The organism is Cognatundibacterium aquatile (assembly GCF_014699135.1).
GTDB lineage: Bacteria > Pseudomonadota > Gammaproteobacteria > Burkholderiales > Burkholderiaceae_D > Undibacterium > Undibacterium aquatile.
Window position 1 is genome coordinate 109,863 of sequence record NZ_JACOFT010000001.1, and the last position, 20,953, is coordinate 130,815.

The 20,953-nt window shown below is 48.7% G+C and carries 21 protein-coding genes; 20 read left to right on the top strand and 1 reads right to left on the bottom strand.

Features of this window, described 5'->3' with window-relative positions:
- Positions 1 to 5: 5 nt before the first annotated feature.
- Positions 6 to 986, top strand: coding sequence for a branched-chain amino acid ABC transporter permease (locus H8K26_RS00505; RefSeq protein ID WP_190476565.1), 981 nt, complete (start codon positions 6 to 8; stop codon positions 984 to 986).
- Between the two features lie 287 nt (positions 987 to 1,273).
- Here the strand turns inward: H8K26_RS00505 and H8K26_RS00510 are convergent, their stop codons facing one another.
- Positions 1,274 to 2,431, bottom strand: coding sequence for an iron-containing alcohol dehydrogenase (locus H8K26_RS00510; RefSeq protein WP_190476566.1), 1,158 nt, complete (start codon positions 2,429 to 2,431; stop codon positions 1,274 to 1,276).
- Positions 2,432 to 2,554: 123 nt separating this feature from the next.
- Between H8K26_RS00510 and H8K26_RS00515 the strand changes: the two genes are divergently transcribed.
- From H8K26_RS00515 to H8K26_RS00605, 19 genes are all read left to right on the top strand, one after another.
- The gene (locus H8K26_RS00515; RefSeq protein ID WP_186884097.1) at positions 2,555 to 3,316 is read left to right on the top strand and encodes a sulfite exporter TauE/SafE family protein; all 762 of its coding nucleotides are present in this window, start codon (positions 2,555 to 2,557) and stop codon (positions 3,314 to 3,316) included.
- 175 nt (positions 3,317 to 3,491) lie between these two features.
- On the top strand, positions 3,492 to 5,444 hold the full coding sequence (gene mnmG / locus H8K26_RS00520; RefSeq protein WP_190476568.1) for a tRNA uridine-5-carboxymethylaminomethyl(34) synthesis enzyme MnmG: 1,953 nt from the start codon (positions 3,492 to 3,494) through the stop codon (positions 5,442 to 5,444).
- Positions 5,444 to 6,091 carry a 16S rRNA (guanine(527)-N(7))-methyltransferase RsmG gene (rsmG, locus tag H8K26_RS00525; protein WP_190476570.1) on the top strand — a complete coding sequence of 216 codons (648 nt, stop codon included), beginning with the start codon at positions 5,444 to 5,446 and terminating at the stop codon, positions 6,089 to 6,091. The genes mnmG and rsmG overlap by 1 nt, the downstream gene beginning before the upstream one ends.
- Before the next feature lie 18 nt (positions 6,092 to 6,109).
- Positions 6,110 to 6,886 carry a ParA family protein gene (locus tag H8K26_RS00530; protein ID WP_186884094.1) on the top strand — a complete coding sequence of 259 codons (777 nt, stop codon included), beginning with the start codon at positions 6,110 to 6,112 and terminating at the stop codon, positions 6,884 to 6,886.
- Between the two features lie 2 nt (positions 6,887 to 6,888).
- Positions 6,889 to 7,782, top strand: coding sequence for a ParB/RepB/Spo0J family partition protein (locus H8K26_RS00535; RefSeq protein ID WP_190476572.1), 894 nt, complete (start codon positions 6,889 to 6,891; stop codon positions 7,780 to 7,782).
- A 7-nt stretch (positions 7,783 to 7,789) separates the two neighbouring features.
- A complete protein-coding gene (locus H8K26_RS00540; RefSeq protein WP_190476574.1) occupies positions 7,790 to 8,350 on the top strand; it encodes an RBBP9/YdeN family alpha/beta hydrolase in 561 nt (186 codons plus the stop codon).
- Between the two features lie 159 nt (positions 8,351 to 8,509).
- Complete coding sequence (locus H8K26_RS00545; protein ID WP_186884091.1) at positions 8,510 to 8,854, top strand: ATP synthase subunit I; 345 nt, start codon at positions 8,510 to 8,512, stop codon at positions 8,852 to 8,854.
- Complete coding sequence (atpB, locus tag H8K26_RS00550) at positions 8,851 to 9,672, top strand: F0F1 ATP synthase subunit A (protein WP_186884090.1); 822 nt, start codon at positions 8,851 to 8,853, stop codon at positions 9,670 to 9,672. The genes H8K26_RS00545 and atpB overlap by 4 nt, the downstream gene beginning before the upstream one ends.
- Positions 9,673 to 9,750: 78 nt before the next feature.
- Positions 9,751 to 9,990 (top strand): F0F1 ATP synthase subunit C, encoded by a 240-nt coding sequence (gene atpE / locus H8K26_RS00555; protein ID WP_162019491.1) that lies wholly within the window; start codon positions 9,751 to 9,753, stop codon positions 9,988 to 9,990.
- 67 nt (positions 9,991 to 10,057) lie between these two features.
- A complete protein-coding gene (locus H8K26_RS00560) occupies positions 10,058 to 10,528 on the top strand; it encodes a F0F1 ATP synthase subunit B (RefSeq protein WP_186884089.1) in 471 nt (156 codons plus the stop codon).
- Between the two features lie 2 nt (positions 10,529 to 10,530).
- Positions 10,531 to 11,064, top strand: coding sequence for a F0F1 ATP synthase subunit delta (locus H8K26_RS00565; protein ID WP_186895980.1), 534 nt, complete (start codon positions 10,531 to 10,533; stop codon positions 11,062 to 11,064).
- Positions 11,065 to 11,089: 25 nt separating this feature from the next.
- Positions 11,090 to 12,631, top strand: a complete 1,542-nt coding sequence (gene atpA, locus H8K26_RS00570; protein ID WP_190476575.1) for a F0F1 ATP synthase subunit alpha — start codon at positions 11,090 to 11,092, stop codon at positions 12,629 to 12,631.
- A gap of 18 nt (positions 12,632 to 12,649) precedes the next feature.
- Positions 12,650 to 13,519: a F0F1 ATP synthase subunit gamma gene (atpG, locus tag H8K26_RS00575; protein WP_186884086.1), complete on the top strand. Its 870-nt coding sequence runs from the start codon at positions 12,650 to 12,652 to the stop codon at positions 13,517 to 13,519.
- Between the two features lie 29 nt (positions 13,520 to 13,548).
- Positions 13,549 to 14,955 carry a F0F1 ATP synthase subunit beta gene (gene atpD / locus H8K26_RS00580; protein WP_186884085.1) on the top strand — a complete coding sequence of 469 codons (1,407 nt, stop codon included), beginning with the start codon at positions 13,549 to 13,551 and terminating at the stop codon, positions 14,953 to 14,955.
- A gap of 76 nt (positions 14,956 to 15,031) precedes the next feature.
- The gene (locus H8K26_RS00585) at positions 15,032 to 15,454 is read left to right on the top strand and encodes a F0F1 ATP synthase subunit epsilon (protein WP_186884084.1); all 423 of its coding nucleotides are present in this window, start codon (positions 15,032 to 15,034) and stop codon (positions 15,452 to 15,454) included.
- Positions 15,455 to 15,538: 84 nt separating this feature from the next.
- A complete protein-coding gene (locus H8K26_RS00590) occupies positions 15,539 to 15,994 on the top strand; it encodes a CoA-binding protein (protein ID WP_223826770.1) in 456 nt (151 codons plus the stop codon).
- Between the two features lie 3 nt (positions 15,995 to 15,997).
- Positions 15,998 to 16,822, top strand: a complete 825-nt coding sequence (locus H8K26_RS00595; RefSeq protein ID WP_190476576.1) for a PPK2 family polyphosphate kinase — start codon at positions 15,998 to 16,000, stop codon at positions 16,820 to 16,822.
- Positions 16,823 to 17,260: 438 nt separating this feature from the next.
- Entirely contained in the window at positions 17,261 to 18,352 is a 1,092-nt protein-coding gene (gene hemE / locus H8K26_RS00600) for a uroporphyrinogen decarboxylase (RefSeq protein WP_186884082.1), read from the top strand.
- Positions 18,353 to 18,847: 495 nt separating this feature from the next.
- The gene (locus H8K26_RS00605; RefSeq protein ID WP_190476577.1) at positions 18,848 to 20,884 is read left to right on the top strand and encodes a primosomal protein N'; all 2,037 of its coding nucleotides are present in this window, start codon (positions 18,848 to 18,850) and stop codon (positions 20,882 to 20,884) included.
- Positions 20,885 to 20,953: the final 69 nt, after the last annotated feature.

Below are 20,953 nucleotides of genomic sequence, written 5' to 3' on the forward strand. Positions count from 1 at the left end.
CTTCTATGAATAAGAAAATTGGCTATGGCATTGCACTTGCCGTATTGCTGGCAGCACCGTTTTTTGTCTATCCCGTGTTTCTGATGAAGTTGTTGTGCTTTGCTTTGTTTGCCTGCGCTTTTAATTTGCTGATCGGCTTCACCGGCTTGCTGTCGTTTGGACATGCGGCTTTCTTCGGCGGCGCCGGTTACGTCGCTGGCTGGGCGATCCGTGATGCTGGCTTACCGATGGAACTGGGTATTGTGCTTGGTGTCCTCGCCGCCGCCCTGATTGGTCTGGTGATGGGCGCTCTGGCGATACGGCGGCAGGGGATTTACTTCACCATGATCACACTGGCGCTGGCGCAGATGTTGTATTTTGTGTTTCTGCAAGCGAAGTTCACCGGCGGCGAGGATGGCTTGCAAGGTGTTCCACGCGGAAAACTGCTGGGAAGCCTGGATCTGACATCGGATCTTACTTTGTATTACGTGGTGCTGGCAATTGCGATTGCCGGTTTCGCAGTGGTGGTGCGGGCGATTCATTCTCCTTTTGGTCACGTCTTGAAAGCGGTGAAAGAAAACGAACCGCGTGCCGTGTCGCTTGGTTACGATGTGGATAAGTACAAACTGGTGGCCTTCGTCTTGTCTGCTGCGCTTGCCGGATTAGCTGGCGCGACTAAAACGCTGGTACTCGGTTTTGAGACGCTGACGGACGTGCACTGGACGATGTCAGGCCTCGTGGTATTAATGACCCTGGTGGGCGGTTTAGGTACCCTGGTGGGCCCGATTGTCGGCGCAATCATTATCATTGCGTTGGAGAATAAACTCGGTGACCTCGGCAATCTGCTGGCAGACTGGACGACGGTAGAGTGGTTCCGTAATCTTGGTGATTCCGTAACGATCGTGACCGGACTGATCTTTATTGTCTGCGTGCTGGCGTTCCGTAAGGGAATTGTCGGTGAGTTGAGTGACTGGCTGCAACGCGTACGTAAAACGAAGCTGAGTTAATATTGTTCAGGTTCTGTACTTCAGAAAAAATGCCCCGCAAGTGCGGGGTATTTCATTTATGACATCAATTTTATTTAATGCAAAATTGATAATAAAATTTCATTTTAAGGTCGATCCTCTCTTCCTTATTTCACGTGGAACACGGATGTTATCCACTTGCTTAACAAACACCGTCTCTTTGTAAAAAAATGGATGTCCAATATCCATCACCCCCGCAGCAGGATTATGTCGGGAAACTCGCGTGGCTATTCAGCCTTGTCTTCACCGGTCTTTCAAATAGCTGTAGTTCACAGCGCTGCAGCATAAATTGCTCTTGCATCGGCGAGACTGACTTCTCTTGGATTATTTCCAAGTAAGCGCGTCTGTAGCATCGCATCGATTGCCAGACGATCCAGATCGCTCTCAGTGACACCAACCTGAGTAAGACGGGTTTCGATACCGGCACGCTGCGCAAGGTCTTCCATGGCTGTAATAAGGGCATTGCTGCGTGCTTCTGCGCTGCCCATGGCCTCGGGCGCGATAATTTCAGCGAGTTCCGCATACAGTTCTGCTGCCGCAGGCGCGTTGAAACGCAAGACGTGTGGTAAAACCAGTGAGTTTGATAAACCGTGTGGAACATGGAATATGCCGCCTATCGGATAGGCGAGCGCATGAACAGCCGCACACGGCGCATTGGCGAATGACTGACCGGCCATCATCGCACCTACCAGCATGGCCTGGCGCGCCGCTAAATTACTGCCATTGCCGCAGGCCTGATCAATGTTATTCCACAATAATTTCAGTGCCTGACGCGCCAACATGTCAGAAATCGGATTTTTTTTATGGCGCGTTGTATAGGCTTCAATCGCATGCACCATAGCGTCAATTCCGGTTGCTGCGGTTACTTTTGCTGGCAATCCTGTCGTTAACGTTGCATCGAGGATGGCGATGTCGGCGTATAGCTGTGGTGCGACGACCCCCATTTTGGTAGTGGTGCCGGTGGTGACGATAGAGATCGGCGTCACTTCTGAGCCTGTGCCTGCCGTTGTCGGAATCTGTATTAAGGGTAATCGTTCACCTTTTACATTACCTATTCCATACATTGTCGATAATGGCTGCTCGCTTCCGGCGAGAACGGCGATCAGCTTGGCAACGTCCATAGAACTGCCGCCACCCAAGCCTACAACCAGATCGATGCCGAGTTCGCGCGCATTTGCAACCGCCTGTAGGACGACAGCTTCCGGTGGATCGGCAATCACATCAGAAAATACGCTGCCCCGGATTTGCTGGCTTTTTATGTTATCGATAGCCGGTTGCACTAATCCCGTTTTTAGAAATCCGGCATCGGTGACGATCAACACATGACGGGCTTCTGGATAGTATTTACGTATGATGTCGCCGCAACGACTGGCCGCACCGGATTCACTGATGAGGTGAGGGACGGTCTGGAATTCGAAATTATTCATGGCACATGCCTTTCTTGACGGGCAAAAGATAATTGTGTCGGTGTTACCTAAGACTGCGAAGAATTGCTATTCTCCCTAGCTTGCCAGATGTTGTCTGTATTTTGATGAAGGTTAATAAATTTCATGATGGATATGCTTTTGTTGGGGCTAGCTGCATTTTTCGCAGGTTTTGTTGATTCTATTGTGGGCGGAGGTGGATTAGTGCAAGTTCCGGCATTGTTTTCTTTTTTCCCAGGTACGCCACCTGCGACCTTATTGGGAACGAACAAGTTTGCCGGCGTATGGGGGACGACAGTAGCTGCACGCAATTATTTACGTCAGGTGAAGGTGCGATGGGCGATGTTGGTACCCGCAGCTGCCATGGCTTTCCTTTTTTCTTTTGGCGGTGCGTATCTGGTCACACATATTCCACCTACCCATTTGCGGAAAGCGTTGCCGTTTGTATTGGTTGCAGTTGCTATTTATACGTTTAAGAAAAAGGATTTTGGTTCGGCAGATAGGCCGCTATTTTCCGGAAATAAAGAAATCTGGCTGGCGATGCTGGTTGGTGCCGGCATAGGTTTTTATGATGGATTCTTTGGCCCGGGAACGGGTAGTTTTTTCATGTTTCTGTTCGTCAGATTTTTTGGCTACGATTTTTTAAGAGCGTCAGCGGTAGCGAAAGTGTTAAACGTTGCATGTAATGCCGCCGCCTTATCGTGGTTTGGCTTCAGTGGGCATGTCCTTTGGATGCTTGGCGGTTTAATGGCGGTTTGCGGTATAGGCGGGTCATTGCTTGGAACCCATCTCGCTATCAAACACGGTACTGGGTTTGTCAGAAAAATGTTTTTGTTCGTTGTTATCTGCCTGATTTGCAAAACAAGTTACGATGGATTTTTGAGATGATTGTTTCACGTGAAACACAATCTTAGAGGTAAAACGGATGTTTAGTTATTTAGCCCGGTGTTTCACGTGAAACAATCGGGCTAATTTTTGGCTGTTTTGCATTGTTAAAAGTGAGTGGGGCGTAAAACAAACTATAATCGAGCCTCGTGCAATCCTTGTTTGTCAGAAGCTAGCTATGTTTTATCCTAAAGAATTCGACGTAATTGTTGTTGGCGGTGGTCACGCCGGCACCGAAGCTGCGCTTGCCGCGGCTCGTATGGGGCAGTCCACGCTGTTATTAAGTCACAATATTGAGACACTTGGTCAGATGTCCTGCAACCCATCTATTGGTGGTATTGGTAAGGGACATCTGGTTAAAGAGGTTGATGCAATGGGTGGCGCAATGGCGATTGCGACAGACGAGGCGGGCATACAGTTTCGTATATTGAATTCATCTAAGGGGCCGGCGGTACGTGCGACAAGGGCGCAAGCCGACAGAATTTTGTACAAGCAAGCGATACGCAGTCGGCTGGAAAATCAGCCTAATCTTTGGCTGTTTCAGCAGGCAGTAGATGATCTGCTGGTGGAAGGCAATCGGGTTGTCGGCGCTGTAACCCAAGTGGGTATTCAATTTCGTGCCCGTGCAGTGGTGTTGACCGCAGGTACTTTCTTAGACGGCAAAATTCACGTTGGCCTGAATAATTACTCCGCAGGCAGAGCGGGTGACCCGCCAGCGATTTCTTTGTCAGCGAGGTTGAAAGAGCTGGCCTTGCCGCAAGGTCGCCTGAAAACAGGAACGCCACCGCGCATCGATGGTCGTAGTATCGATTTTTCAGTGATGCAGGAGCAACCGGGTGATCTGGATCCGGTGCCGGTGTTTTCGTATATGGGTAATGCGAGCATGCATCCCAAGCAGATGCCTTGCTGGATTACACATACCAATGAAAAAACGCACGATATCATCCGCGCAGGTTTAGATCGTAGCCCGATGTACACAGGTGTTATTGAGGGTGTTGGTCCGCGTTATTGCCCGTCGATCGAAGATAAAATCCATCGTTTCGCCAGCAAAGAGTCACATCAGATTTTCCTTGAACCTGAGGGGTTGACAACGAACGAATTCTATCCAAATGGCATTTCTACCAGTTTGCCGTTTGATGTGCAGCTTGATCTGGTGCGATCAATGCGCGGTATGGAAAATGCCTACATCCTGCGTCCAGGGTATGCAATTGAATATGATTATTTCGATCCGCGCGGATTGAAGTCTTCGCTGGAAACACGGCAAATTCAGGGTCTGTTCTTTGCTGGCCAAATTAACGGCACAACAGGATACGAAGAGGCGGCTGCACAAGGAATGCTGGCGGGCTTGAATGCCGCATTGCAAACACAGGGCAAGGAGGCGTGGGTGCCACGTCGTGATGAGGCCTACCTCGGTGTGTTGGTGGATGACCTGATTACCAAAGGTGTTCAGGAGCCGTATCGGATGTTCACCAGTCGCGCGGAATTCAGATTAAGTCTGCGTGAAGATAACGCCGATATGCGACTGACGGAAATAGGGCGCCAGCTTGGTTGCGTCAGTGATACGCAATGGCAGATGTTCGAGCAAAAACGTGAAAGCGTTTCACGTGAATTAGAACGCTTGCGTTCGACTTGGGTGAATCCACGCATTCTGGCTGATGTTGAAGCTGAACGTGTCATCGGTAAGGCTTTAGAGCGCGAATATTCACTGGCAGATTTGCTGCGCCGTCCACAAGTGACGTATGAAAGTCTGATGAGTCTGCAAGGTGTAGAAGGGCAGGCGCTGGCTGGGCCAGGTGTTGGCGATGAGGCTGTGCGGGAGCAGGTTGAGATTCAGATTAAGTACGCTGGCTATATTGATCGCCAGGCAAAAGAAGTGGAGCGCCACGCCCATTTCGAAAACCTGAAAATGCCAGTCGGTTTTGATTACATGGAAGTAAATGGCTTATCGATCGAGGTTCGTCAGAAACTCAATAAGCATCAGCCGGAAACCTTGGGCCAATGCGGGCGTATATCTGGTGTGACCCCGGCAGCTATTTCGCTTTTACTCGTCCACTTAAAAAAGCGTGGCTTCAAAGAGTTCGCTGCGACGCCGGAAATTGTCGCTGAGATCGCAACAGGGGAAGATGCATAATGAGTGGAGATATTTCAGCATTACGGAATATGCTTGCAAATGGTGTGCAGGAGTTAGGTCTCGACCTGAGTGATGCACAAATCGACAAAATGATTGCCTATTTAGCATTATTGTCTAAATGGAATTTTGTTTATAATCTAACCGCCATCCGTGATCCTAAAGAAATGGTGAAACAGCATTTGTTGGACTCCCTGTCTGCGGCACCAGCATTTAAAGACGCAAAAAACATTTTGGATGTTGGGGCTGGCGGTGGCTTACCAGGAATGATGCTGGCAATTGCATACCCTGATACCCGCATTTCCATGATCGATACCGTCAGTAAAAAAACTGCCTTCCTGACGCAAGCGAAAACTGAGCTTGGCCTAAGTAACGTGACCGTCTACACGGGACGGGTCGAGTCTTTGCAAGTGAAGGATAAATTCGACGTTATTACTTCACGTGCTTTTTCCGAGCTGTGTAACTTCATTAACTGGTCTTGGCATTTATTGGCCGATGGCGGCCAGTTTATTGCGATGAAAGGCATCGCTCCTGCACAGGAGATTGAGCGTCTGCCAGAGGGGTGGGTTGTGACGGGTGTACAAGCGCTGGCAGTACCTGGTCTGCAGGCAGAGCGTCACCTGGTCTTTGTCAAGAAAATTGCAGTCTGAAATTTACACGGAACCTCTATGGCAAAAATATTTTGTGTCGCAAATCAAAAAGGTGGTGTCGGCAAAACGACGACCACCGTTAATCTTGCCGCTGGTCTGGCAAAGCTTGAGCAGCGTGTGTTGCTGGTCGATCTCGATCCGCAAGGCAATGCCACCATGGGGGCGGGGATCAATAAGGCAAAGCTGACAGCGTCTGTTTATGAAGTGTTACTTGGCATGTCCGATGTCGCAACTGCTCGCCAGCGTTCTGAATCGGGTAAGTTTGACGTGCTGCCAGCGAACCGTGAGCTGGCTGGTGCCGAAGTTGAGATGGTCGAGCTCGACAACCGTGATAAACGTCTGCGTGACGCGCTTTCAGCCGTTGCTGATGAGTACGATTTCATACTGATCGATTGCCCTCCGGCATTGTCTATGCTGACGTTGAATGGCTTGTGTGCCGCACATGGCGTGATCATTCCTATGCAATGCGAATACTATGCGCTCGAAGGCTTATCCGATCTGGCAAATACCATTAAGAAGGTCTCCGCCAATCTGAACCCTGATCTGAAAATCGTTGGTTTACTGCGTGTAATGTTTGATCCACGCATGACCTTGTCGCAGCAGGTATCAGATCAATTGGAGCAACATTTTGGCGACAAGGTTTTCAAAACACTGATTCCGCGTAACGTGCGCCTGGCAGAAGCCCCTTCGTATGGCATTCCTGGCGTGGTATTTGACCCCTCGTCGAAAGGCGCGCAGGCGTATATTGCGTTCGGTGCAGAAATGGTTGAAAGAATTAAACAATTGGACAAATAAGCATGGTCACAAAAAAACAAAAAGGCTTAGGCCGTGGCTTGGACGCATTATTAGGTGGTGCAGGGGATTTTGCAGAAGCAGTACCAACGGTCAGTGGTGCGCCGACGAGCTTGCCGGTAACGCAAATGCAAGCGGGTAAATATCAGCCTCGTACACGCATGGATGAAGGTGCACTCACAGAGCTGGCAGCCTCAATCAAGGCGCAAGGGCTGATGCAACCGATACTGGTGCGTCCGGTGGGGCAAAACAATGGTGTGATTCGCTACGAAATTATTGCCGGTGAACGCCGTTTCCGCGCCTCACAAATGGCCGGGCTGGACGAAGTGCCAGTACTGGTCAAAGACGTCGACGATCAGGCCGCCGCCGCGATGGCATTGATTGAAAATATACAACGTGAAGATCTGAATCCTCTCGAGGAAGCGCAAGGTATCCACCGTTTGATTACTGACTTTTCGTTTACGCATGAACAGGCGGCAACCGCAGTCGGTCGATCACGTAGTGCAGTATCGAATTTATTGCGCTTGTTGAACCTGGCAAAGCCGGTACAAACCATGTTGATGGCTGGTGATATCGATATGGGTCATGCACGTTCGCTGCTGGCGACTGACGCGGCGACGCAGATACAACTGGCGAATCAGATTGTCGCAAAGCGCATGTCTGTGCGGGAAGCAGAAAAATTAGTTGCAAAAACGACACTTGAAATGAGTTCTGGCGCAAAGCCTCGCGATAAAGCCGAAAAATCACGCGATATCACGCGTCTGGAGGAAGAGTTGTCGGATGTGTTAGCGACACAGGTAACTCTGAAGATGGGAAGCAAAGGACGTGGTCAGATGGTGATTGATTTCGCCGATCTGGATTCTCTGGACGGCATTATTTTGAAAATCCGAGGTCAATAAATTCAAAATGAAAATTTTTCTTCTGCCGGGCTTGTACAATTCTGGGCCCGGACATTGGCAAAGTTTATGGGAGACATCTTTGCCGGATGTCGAACGTGTTCAGCAAACGAATTGGGAACAGCCGGACCGTGATTTATGGGTGCAGACTTTATCCGCAGCAATCAATGCCTGTGACGACGATATTGTTCTGGTAGCCCATAGCCTCGGTTGTGCATTGACTGCATGGTGGGTTGCGCAGGATTTCCCCGGTGTTCGGGACAAAAGTAAAGTCAAGGCTGCTTTATTGGTTGCTCCGCCAAGCGTGAACCGGGAAAACTTTCCTGCTCCAAGTTTCGCACCGATGCCGACGACGAGCTTTCCATTTCCAGTCAAAGTTGTTGCTTCTGAAGATGATCCCTGGTGTGAAATAGAGGTTGCTGAGAACTGGGCTCGACTCTGGGGGGCAACATTTCACAATATTGGTGCTTACGGTCACATCAATGGTGACTCAGGGCTGGGAGTCTGGAAGCAAGGCCAGGACTATCTTTCCAGCATGTTGAATGAAATAAGGGCGGGGCGGAAAAATTAAAAATGTCTCATTCTGATGCATTGCATCAAACGTTTGACGATGTTACGCACTACCACGTATAATTCCGTGGTTTTGATTGGCGAGGATTCGCGCTGCCTGATAATATTTTGTGGCAACTGCTTGAATATCAACAGTCATTTGTAAATAAGTGAGGAAAGCATGGCCCGTATCGTACTGTTGCAGATGGCAACAGCGTTGGTTGTGGCTCTGTTAGCCGGAATTTTTGGTAACACTTCCCTGGCTTTTTCTGCCTTTATTGGTGGGATGTGTTGCTCACTACCAAATGCGTTTTTTGCGTTACGCCTGTTCATGGGCACCAAAAAACCTGGTGGTGCGAACCCGATGACATTTTTCATCGGTGAATTTATCAAGATTGCACTGACAATTGCGCTGATGGCGGCGGTTGTCTACTGGTACCGCGATGTAAATTGGCCGGCATTTTTGATCGCCTTCATCGTAGTACTGAAAAGTTATTTTATTTTACTATTTAGACAACGACCATGAGCGCAACTGAGCACGCACCAACAGCGTCAGAATATATTGTCCATCACTTAGGACATTTCTCGACCCATCACCAAGATAAAATCGTTGATTTTTCTATTTTCAATATGGACACCATTTTCTGGTCCATATTTTCCGGTATCGTTGGTAGCCTGATTTTGTGGCTTGCTGCACGTAAGGCAACTTCCGGTGTGCCTGGCCGTTTTCAGGCTGCCGTCGAAATTCTGGTCGAGATGGTAGAAGAACAATCGAAAGGCATTGTCCACGGTGACCGCAGTTTCATCGCTCCTCTCGCGCTGACCGTGTTTGTCTGGGTTGCGCTGATGAACTCACTGGATTTCTTGCCTGTCGATTTGTTCTCTGGCTTGTTTTCCTTGCTGGGCGTAGAACACATTTTTACTCATCACCGTGTTGTTCCGACTGCTGACTTAAATGGCACTCTGGGTATTTCGCTCGGCGTGTTGGCTTTAATGCTGTATTACAGTGTCAAGATCAAAGGTCTTGGTGGTTTCTTGCATGAATTGGTGTCAGCTCCATTTGGTATTAAAATGGCACCATTTAATCTGATTTTGCAACTGATCGAATTTGCTGCTAAAACCGTTTCTCTGGGTATGCGACTGTTCGGTAACATGTTTGCTGGTGAATTGTTGTTCTTGTTGATCGCTTTGTTGGGTTCGATGGCAACAGTATTTGGTGTGTTTGGTCATCTGGTGGCTGGTTCTATCTGGGCGATCTTCCATATTCTGATTGTGTTCTTACAAGCGTTTATCTTCATGATGCTGACTCTGGTCTACATCGGTCAAGCGCATGAACATCATTAATTGATTTTTGCAGTAATTGTTTCGATTTGGTTTTGTTAGTTTTAGTCTTTTATTATTTTTAACTTTTAAGGAAATGTCATGACTGATTTATCTTTTGTTGCTTTGGCTTGCGGTTTGATCATCGGCTTGGGCGCGATCGGTGCTTGTATCGGTATCGCTATCATGGGTGGTAAGTACCTCGAAGCGTCTGCTCGTCAACCAGAATTGATGAACACATTGCAAACTAAGATGTTCCTGTTGGCTGGTCTGATCGATGCTGCGTTCCTGATCGGTGTTGGTATCGCAATGTTGTTCGCATTTGCTAACCCATTCAAATAATCAGTTTTTCCTTCTACTGCCGGAAGCACTGTGCTTTCGGCTTGATCCATTTAGATAAGGAATTACCGTGAACTTAAACGCAACATTGTTCGTTCAGTTTGGGGTTTTCTTCATCTTGGCAATGTTCACAATGAAGTTTGTGTGGCCGCCACTGATGAACGCGCTCGACGAGCGTGCGAAGAAAATCGCAGACGGACTGGCTGCAGCCGACAAAGCGCGTCAGACTTTGCAAGATGGCGCAAAAGAAGCGCAAGCTGCATTGAATAGCGCCCGTGAAGAAGGCCAGAAACAGATTATCAACGCGGAAAAACGCGCTGCCCTGATCGTGGATGAAGCCAAAAATACTGCCGCTGCTGAAGCTGCCCGCATTATTGCTGCTGCAAAAGCTGATGCTGAAAACCAGGTAACTAAAGCACGCGAAGAACTGCGTGATCAGGTTGCTACATTGGCAGTCAAAGGCGCAGAGCAAATTCTGAAACGTGAAGTCAATGCATCCGCTCACGCAGATCTGTTGAATCAACTGAAAACCGAGCTGTAATCATGGCCGAACTCGCAACGATCGCTCGTCCTTACGCAGAAGCGCTGTTTCGTGTTGCCCAATCCGGTAACCTGTCCGCCTGGTCGGATCTGGTTGCCGAAATGGCACAGGCTGGTGCGCATCCCGATGTACAAGCTCTTGCACACAACCCAAAAGTCTCGGCTTCGCAAAAAGCTGAGATTTTCCTGTCTGTGCTCAAATCTCCAGTGACTGCTGAAGCGAAAAACTTCATCAATACACTCGCTGACTATGATCGCCTGACTTTGCTGCCCGAAATCGCTTTCCAATTTCATGCATTGAAAAACGCCCACGAAGGTGCGGCAGATGCTGAAGTGACCAGCGCATTTGAATTGTCGGCAGCTCAGTTGAGCGACCTGGCGATTACATTGGAAAAGAAATTTGGCCGCAAATTGCATCCTACCGTCAAAGTAGATTCTGCTTTGATCGGTGGTGTGCGCATCGTGGTTGGTGATCAGGTGCTTGACACGTCGGTTCGCGCTAAGCTGCAAAAAATGCACTCAGCCCTGACCGCGTAAGAACGTATAAATATTAGGAGTTAGTATGCAACTCAACCCATCTGAAATCAGCGAGCTGATCAAGAGCCGGATTCAAGGCCTTGGTGAAACTGCTGAGATTCGTAATCAAGGTACGGTTATTTCCGTTACCGACGGTATCTGCCGCATTCACGGTCTGTCTGACGCGATGCAAGGTGAGATGCTGGAATTCCCAGGCAACACATTTGGTCTGGCATTGAATCTGGAACGTGATTCCGTTGGCGCCGTTATTCTTGGTGACTACGAACATATCTCCGAAGGCGACACAGTGAAATGTACTGGTCGTATTCTGGAAGTACCTATTGGTCCTGAACTGCGTGGTCGTGTTGTTAATGCGCTGGGTCAGCCTATCGATGGCAAAGGTCCGATCAATGCGAAATTGTCTGCGCCTATCGAAAAAATCGCACCTGGCGTTATCGCACGTCAATCTGTTTCTGAGCCAATGCAAACTGGTATCAAGTCAATTGATGCGATGGTTCCTGTTGGTCGCGGTCAGCGTGAATTGATCATTGGCGATCGTCAGACTGGTAAGACAGCTGTTGCGATTGATGCTGTGATCAACCAAAAAGGTCAGAACGTTACTTGTATCTATGTAGCGATCGGTCAAAAAGCGTCTTCCGTTAAAAACGTTGTGCGTGCTCTGGAAGCGCACGGCGCGATGGAATACACCATTGTTGTTGCGGCGACTGCGGCTGAATCTGCAGCGATGCAATACGTCTCCGCTTACTCCGGTTGCGCCATGGGCGAATACTTCCGTGACCGCGGTGAAGATGCATTGATCATCTATGATGACTTGTCTAAACAAGCGGTTGCTTACCGTCAAGTTTCCCTGTTGCTGCGCCGCCCACCAGGCCGTGAAGCTTACCCAGGTGACGTGTTCTACCTGCACTCCCGTTTGCTGGAACGTGCAGCCCGCGTGAATCCTGACTACGTTGAAAAATTCACGGAAGGCGCAGTTAAAGGAAAAACAGGTTCTTTGACAGCATTGCCTATCATTGAAACTCAGGCTGGTGACGTTTCTGCTTTCGTTCCTACCAATGTGATTTCGATTACTGACGGTCAGATCTTCCTGGAAACATCTTTGTTTAACGCCGGTATCCGTCCTGCGATTAACGCTGGTATTTCTGTCTCACGCGTTGGTGGTGCTGCTCAGACTAAGGTTATCAAAAACCTGTCCGGTGGTATTCGTACTGACTTGGCGCAGTATCGTGAATTGGCAGCGTTTGCGCAGTTCGCATCTGACCTCGATGAATCCACACGTAAGCAGTTGGATCGTGGTGCCCGCGTGACAGAATTGCTCAAGCAAGCGCAGTACGCTCCATTGCCGATCTCTCTGATGGCCGCTTCCCTGTTCGCAGTGAACAAAGGCTTCCTGGATGATGTCGAAGTGAAGAAAGTATTGTCTTTCGAAGCTGGTCTGCATAATTACCTGAAGACTAGCCAGGCAGCATTGCTCGCTAAGATTGAAGAAACCAAGCAACTCGATAAAGACGGCGAAGCCACTTTGTCAGCAGCTGTTGCTGATTTCAAAAAATCTGGCGCGTACTGATCTTAACTGGAGCTAAACATGGCCTCAGGCAAAGAGATACGTGGCAAGATCAAAAGTGTAGAAAACACGAAAAAGATCACTAAGGCGATGGAAATGGTCGCCGCATCCAAAATGCGCAAAGCGCAGGATCGGATGCGAGCGGCTCGCCCGTACAGTGAAAAAATTCGTAATATCACTGCGAACTTGTCACAAGCGAATCCTGAGTACACGCATCCTTTCATGGTTCAGCAAGATCAGTCCAAGAAGGTTGGACTGATCGTTGTGACGACAGATAAGGGTTTGTGCGGTGGCCTGAATACGAACGTATTGCGTTTGGTCACCAACAAGCTGCGTGAACTAGAAGCTAAGGGTTCAAAGATAGAAGCGGTCGCAATTGGTAATAAAGGTCTTGGTTTCCTGAATCGTATTGGGGCACCGGTGGTATCGCATGCGGTACAACTGGGTGATACGCCTCATCTCGACAAACTGATTGGTCCGGTAAAAGTACTGCTGGATGCTTATCAGGAAGGCAAACTGGACGCGGTTTATCTGAGTTATACCAAGTTCATCAACACTATGAAGCAAGAACCGGTCATTGAGCAATTATTGCCGCTGACATCGGACAAACTGGCGACAGATAAAAATGCCCATTCCTGGGATTATCTGTACGAACCAGATGCGGCGACGGTGATTGATGAATTGCTGATACGTTATGTCGAAGCGCTGATTTTCCAGGCAGTCGCAGAAAACATGGCATCTGAACAGTCGGCTCGTATGGTGGCGATGAAATCAGCAAGTGATAACGCTGGTAACGTGATTGGTGAGTTGAAACTGGTTTACAACAAAACCCGTCAAGCTGCCATTACCAAAGAGCTCTCCGAGATCGTCGCCGGCGCGGCAGCGGTCTAAACTGAATACTAATTATTGAAGGAACGAACATGGCTAATGGCAAAATCGTTCAGTGTATCGGCGCTGTTGTGGACGTTGAGTTTCCACGCGACGCGATGCCTAAGATTTACGATGCCTTGAAAATGGAAGGCTCCGAACTGACTCTGGAAGTTCAGCAACAATTGGGTGACGGCATAGTCCGTACGATTGCGCTGGGTACTTCCGATGGTCTGCGTCGTGGCATGATTATCTCCAATACTGGCAACCCTATCATGGTACCAACTGGCAAAGCAACGCTGGGTCGTATCATGGACGTACTGGGTAACCCAATTGATGAATGTGGTCCTGTCAGCCATGAGCAGACAGCTTCCATTCACCGTAAAGCACCTGCTTACGACGAACTGTCCCCATCGCAAGAATTGCTGGAAACCGGTATCAAAGTTATTGATCTGGTTTGCCCATTCGCTAAAGGTGGTAAGGTTGGTCTGTTCGGTGGTGCGGGTGTGGGTAAAACCGTGAACATGATGGAACTGATCAACAACATCGCTAAAGCACACAGCGGCTTGTCCGTGTTTGCCGGTGTTGGCGAACGTACTCGTGAAGGTAATGACTTCTATCACGAAATGGCTGACGCTAAAGTGGTTGATCTGGAAAATCCAGAAAATTCCAAAGTTGCGATGGTGTATGGTCAGATGAATGAACCACCAGGTAACCGTTTGCGCGTTGCTCTGACAGGTCTGACTATTGCTGAAGGTTTCCGTGACGAAGGCAAAGACGTTCTGTTCTTCGTGGACAACATCTACCGTTATACACTGGCCGGTACAGAAGTATCCGCGTTGCTGGGTCGTATGCCTTCTGCTGTGGGTTATCAACCTACATTGGCTGAAGAAATGGGCCGTCTGCAAGAGCGTATTACATCGACTAAAACTGGTTCGATCACATCGATCCAAGCTGTTTATGTTCCAGCCGATGACTTGACCGATCCATCCCCAGCGACAACGTTTGCTCACTTGGATTCCACCGTTGTTTTGTCCCGTGACATCGCTTCTCTGGGTATTTACCCAGCGGTTGATCCACTGGATTCAACATCCCGTCAGCTGGACCCACAAGTGGTTGGTGCAGAACACTACGAAACAGCGCGTGCTGTTCAAGGTACTTTGCAACGCTACAAAGAATTGCGCGACATTATCGCGATTCTGGGTATGGATGAATTGGCACCTGAAGACAAACTGATCGTTGCCCGTGCACGTAAAATGCAACGTTTCCTGTCTCAGCCTTTCCACGTTGCTGAAGTATTTACCGGTGCTCCAGGTAAATATGTTTCACTGAAAGATACGATCAAGGGCTTCAAAATGATCGCTTCCGGTGAACTCGATCACCTGCCAGAACAAGCGTTCTACATGGTAGGTACTATCGACGAAGCAATCGAAAAAGCGAAAAAACTGGCTGCTGCTTAATTGTCAGCATAGTGGTGCGGCAGAGTTGAATCAACTGAGTCGCACCCCAGCTTTTAGCGAATAAAAAGGGTCGAACATGGCACACACTATTCACGTTGACGTTGTTTCTGCGGAAGAGTTGATCTTTTCTGGCGAGGCTGAATTCGTCGCGTTGCCGGGTGAGGCTGGTGAATTGGGTATTTACCCAAAACATACGCCACTGATTACCCGTATCAAACCGGGCGCAGTGCGCATCAAGGTTCCGGGCAAGACCGAAGACGAATTTGTATTCGTTGCGGGCGGCCTGCTTGAAGTGCAACCAGATACAGTGACTGTTCTGGCAGATACTGCGATTCGCGGTCATGATCTGGACGAAGCCAAAGCCGTAGAAGCCAAAAAACTGGCAGAAGAAGCATTGGTTAATCGTGATTCCAAAATTGACTATGCGCAAGCACAGGCAGAGTTGGCATCAGCGATCGCACAGTTGGCAGCGATACAGAAATTGCGTCAAAAGCGTTAATTCGTTTGCGTTATTAACTATCGCGACGAAGGCAATACAACAAAAAGGCAGCTCTGGCTGCCTTTTTGTTTTACAGAAGCACGGATGAATTCAGTCATGATCAACGACCCCGACGCAATTTCGGCATTACTTAAATCAAGCAAAAATATTGCTGTTGTTGGCCTGTCTCCTAAACAACATCGTGCCAGCTATATGGTCGCTGCTTATATGCAAGCGCATGGCTACCGGATTATTCCGGTTAACCCGGGTTATGCGGGGGACTTGATCCTTGGTGAATGTTGCTATCCGGGTCTGATTGAGGCGAGTCGTGAACATGCTATCGATATCGTTGATTGTTTCAGGAATGCCGATGATATTCCGCCGATCGCCGAACAAGCGATCGCAATATCTGCCCCATGCCTGTGGATGCAATCGGGTATAGTCAACGTCGCCGCAGCGGCAGCATTGCAATCGGCGGGCGTATTTGTGGTGATGGACCGGTGTTTGAAAATTGAACACCAAATTCGTCCCAACCTTTTCTCTGACACATCAAACAGGTAATTTATGGCGGTTGCAGATCAATTCCGGGTGAAATCAGATTTTGTTTTAAAAGAGACCGACGCTAATCGTAAGGTGTTGGGTGCGGCGGTAACCGCGCAACCTGATGCGAAATCTATCGATAAACTCCAGACCTTTAATCTTGCTGAAAAGATTGCAGATTTGCAAAATGTTTTTGTCGCTTCAAAAGCGCCGAAATTACTGATCATTTTGCAAGGAATGGATACCTCGGGCAAAGATGGCACAGTCAAAGGCGTATTTGGACAGATTAATCCCCTGGGTGCGAGAACGGTGGCTTTTAAGGCACCGAGCCAGGCCGAAAAAGACCATGATTATTTGTGGCGCATTCACCAGGAGGTTCCGTCGAAAGGTGAAATTGTCATTTTTAACCGCAGTCATTACGAAGACGTGTTGATCAGCAAGGTGCACGACTGGATTGATGACGCAGAATGCGTCAGACGCTATGCGCATATCCGTGACTTTGAACGCATGCTTGCAGAGACGGGGACGATCATTCTGAAGTTTTTTTTGCACATATCTAAAGCGGAACAAAAGCGCAGATTGGAAGAGCGTTTAGCCGATCCTGACAAGCACTGGAAGTTTGATATGCAGGATCTGGCTGAACGCAAGTATTGGGATGCCTATCAACGCGCTTACGAGGCAGCAATCAGTGCCACCGATAGCGAAACTGCACCCTGGTATGTCATTCCTTCTGATTCCAAGACGCAGCGTAATCTGGCTATCGCCAGTATTGTTCTGGAAAAACTGGAAAGTATGAAACTCAAATTTCCACCGGCTAATCCGGATTACGCAAAAATTAAGGTCGAATAACCCAAGCCAGGGTAATAACTTGCGTTTGCTCTGAACGTAGAGAAAATCAGCGTACCGGCGAGGTGGAATGCATGCGGTGTCCGGGGAAGTAATTATTTTAAAATCTCATTGACAGGCGGACTTATGCACAAGCTATTACAAACATGTTTTCGAAGAAATTTTTCTTTATAGCAATCGATGAAAAATAAATTCAATGAAATCAATGAGTTGAAGGCTTATTTTGTTAACTGTATTTAACAATCAAAGCTAAATACTAAAATAGATAAAGCTATCCACAAAGTTATCCACAATTTATATTCATGGCATTACAGCCCTGTTGAGTCAATTGCGCAAGATCAGATGCCGTTCGATGCAGCTTAGGCGATAATGTCAGCTATTCCGAGATTTGCAATGTTTTCCGCATCTTCACAAAATTAAAACAGTGTTCTGAAAGTTAACATGTCCCACAATTTTGCTCCACTCAAAAACGATACCTTCATCAAAGCTCTGTTGCGCGAGGAGACTGAATATACGCCATTGTGGCTGATGCGCCAGGCGGGCCGCTATTTGCCGGAATACCGCGCTACGCGCAAAGGCGCAGGTTCGTTTATGAGTCTGGCAAAGAATCCACAGTTCGCAACAGAAGTTACTTTGCAGCCGATAGACCGCTTTGCGTTGGATGCAGCTATCCTGTTTTCCGATATTCTGACCGTACCGGACGCGATGGGGCTGGGTCTTTACTTTGAAGAGGGCGAGGGACCGAAATTTGAACGGCCTTTAAAAGAAGAAAAAGACGTTCTGGCATTAAAAGTCCCTGAAGAAGGTAGCTTGCAATACGTATTTGATGCCGTGACGCAGATTCGTACCGCGCTTGATGGCAGAGTACCGCTGATCGGCTTCTCGGGCAGCCCGTGGACACTGGCTTGCTACATGGTGGAAGGGCAGGGTTCACGTGAGTTCCACACAGTAAAAACCATGCTGTATAAGCGCCCAGACCTGATGCACCATATTTTGAGGGTCAACGCGGACGCTGTTGCCAGCTATTTAAATGCGCAAATCGATGCCGGGGCGCAGGCGGTGATGATTTTCGACAGCTGGGGTGGCGCGTTGGCGGATGCAGCTTATCAGGAGTTCTCACTGAGCTACATGCAGGACATCGTCAATAAATTACAAAAAGAAAAAGACGGAAAACGTATCCCGGCGATTGTCTTTACCAAGGGTGGTGGTTTGTGGCTGGAAAAAATTGCAGCGATCGGTGCCGATGCAGTGGGTCTGGATTGGACCGTCAATCTTGGACAAGCGCGTGCCCGGGTCGGTGATAAGGTAGCGCTGCAGGGCAATCTTGACCCCGCGATTTTATTTGCAGAACCAGAGCAAATTCGTCAGCAGGTTATACAAACACTGGATAGTTACGGTACTCCTGCAGCGGGTCATGGGCATGTATTCAATCTTGGCCATGGAATTTCACAATTTACCTCACCGGATTCCGTGAGCGTCCTGGTCGAGACTGTGCACGAATACAGTCGCAGCCAGCGCCAAAAAGTAGCATAAGTGCCGTATCTTGACGCTCAAATTTTGGCTTTGCACATTGGTTACGCATAACAAAATGAATAGAAAAGCAGGCATTTAAAACGTCAATCAATTAACGATGCCTGCTTTTGCTGATCAGCTCAGCATGTTGCTTTGCAAAACGTTGTATACACGCCCTTTTCAAGCCCAAAAACGATGGAAAACCAAGCTGTATAACGAGAGTTATTGTGTAAAACCAAGCTTGATTTATCTTACTTATGCACAAATTCAGGGCAATTGAAAAAAACTTTAAAAAATATTTTTAAGTAAGCAAATGATTTTCCTAACTCATTGATTTTAAATGATAAATTAATTTGCCTTCAGAATAAGCATTTTGTTGAAACCCGCGTAAACCTTAGCAAAAAGCGATGTCAATAGACCTTTACCCACAAAGTTATTCACAGAAATTGTGGATAACTGGCAAACTACTCATAAAATCAATGCTTAACGTTATTTTTTACGACAAAAACTAGACACGTGAACGCCATTTTCCTGCGTGTCGCGTTAGATACACCGCTTGACACTTTCTTTGATTACCGCTGGGTTTCCGCGACAGAAGAGGCGAATGCATCCAATCAGCCATCCATAGGGCAATTGGTGCTGGTACCGTTTGGTCGCCAGGAAATCACAGGTCTTATTGTTGATATAGTAGAAACAACAACGGTACCCGTAGATAAGTTGCGCGATGTGATCGCTGTGCGCCATGTGCTTCCTGCTTTGAACGCTGAATGGCTGGCGTTAATCAAGTTTGCGGCTGACTATTATCAGCGCCCTCTGGGAGAAGTCGCATTACCCGCCTTGCCTAAAAATTTAAAAGTAGCCAAAACCGTTTCTCTGGACAGGGCGCTGAAGAAATTAGGCAGATTATCGTTCCCGCACGACGCTGCTCCACAAGACGAACCTGCGCTCAATGCTGAGCAGCAAGCGGCGGTCAACGCAATAACGCATACCCGCGAATTCAGTCCTTATCTCTTGTTCGGCGTCACAGGGAGCGGAAAAACAGAAGTGTACTTGCAGTCTGCCGCCAGAATTCTTGCTGAGTCGGCAAGTGGGCAGATATTGATTCTGGTACCGGAAATTAATCTGACACCGCAATTTGAGGCGCGCATACGCGATCGCTTTCCCGGCCTACACTTGTCAACCTTGCATAGTGGTATGGCTGAGGGCGAACGCTTGTTGCACTGGCTGGCTGCGCATCAGGGGCAGGCTCGCATTGTCCTGGGGACGCGTTTGGCGATGCTGGCGTCGATGCCGGACTTAAGGCTGATCATCGTTGATGAAGAGCACGACCCTTCTTATAAGCAACAGGAAGGTTTGCGTTATTCCGCGCGTGATCTGGCGATCTGGCGCGCACATCAATTGCGGATTCCTGTTGTGCTGGGATCGGCGACGCCATCGCTGGAGAGCTGGCATGGCGCGCAAAGTGGGCGCTATCGCTTGTTAGAGTTGCACGAACGCGCGGTCAAAGACGCCGTGTTGCCCGTTGTTAAAATTATCAATCTGGAGCGTGAAAAACCCAGTGAAGGTTTAACCCCGCGATTAATTGCCGCGATACGTCAGCGTTTAGAGAAAGGTGAGCAGTCACTACTGTTTCTGAATCGGCGTGGCTACGCACCTGTACTAGCCTGTGATGCCTGCGGCTGGATCAGCAATTGCACTCGTTGTACTGCCAATCTGGTGTTGCACAAAGGCGACCATCGTCTGCGTTGCCATCACTGCGGGCTGGAGCAACGTATCCCCCGTTCTTGCCCGACGTGCGGCAATATTGATTTACAACCGCTGGGTCGCGGCACGCAAAGGCTGGAAGAAACGCTGGCCAGTATTTTCCCGGAGGCGAGGGTATTTCGCATCGATGCTGATTCGACTCGTCTGAAAGGCAGTGCAGCCGCCGCCTTTGAGCGCGTGCACGATGGCGAGGTCGATATTCTGATTGGCACACAGATGGTTGCCAAGGGACACGACTTCAAGCGCCTGACTCTGGTTGCGGCTTTGAATCCGGATGCCGCTTTGTTTTCTCAGGATTATCGCGCCAGCGAGCGTTTGTTCGCACAACTGATGCAGGTATCGGGGCGTGCCGGCAGAACGGCGCAAAAGGAGGGTGGCAGCATCTCTGAAGTGCTGGTCCAGACGCGTTACCCTGATCATCCTTTGTATCACGCGTTGATGGCGCACAACTATCAGAGTTTCGCGACCGATTTATTGCAGGAACGCCAGCAGGCACAACTGCCGCCGTTTATGTATCAGGCTTTGTTGCGTGCCGAGGCGCGCGAGTTAGCAACGGCGATAGAATTTTTGCAGCAGGCAGCAAGCTGCACTCAACATACTGGCATCACGATCAATGATCCGATTCCCATGACCATGACCAGAGTTGCGAATGTTGACCGTGCCCAATTATTGGTTGAGTCGGTTTCTCGTCCGGCATTGCAGGCGTTTGTCAAAGAATGGATAGTGACTTTGCGGGCAATGAAAAGCCGGGTGAAGTGGTTGGTAGAAATTGATCCTGTGGATATCTGAGGCGCGCTTTCCACGATGATGATGCGTTGAAAATCTATCGCCAGTTTTTTATCAGATAGCTGCTGAGCA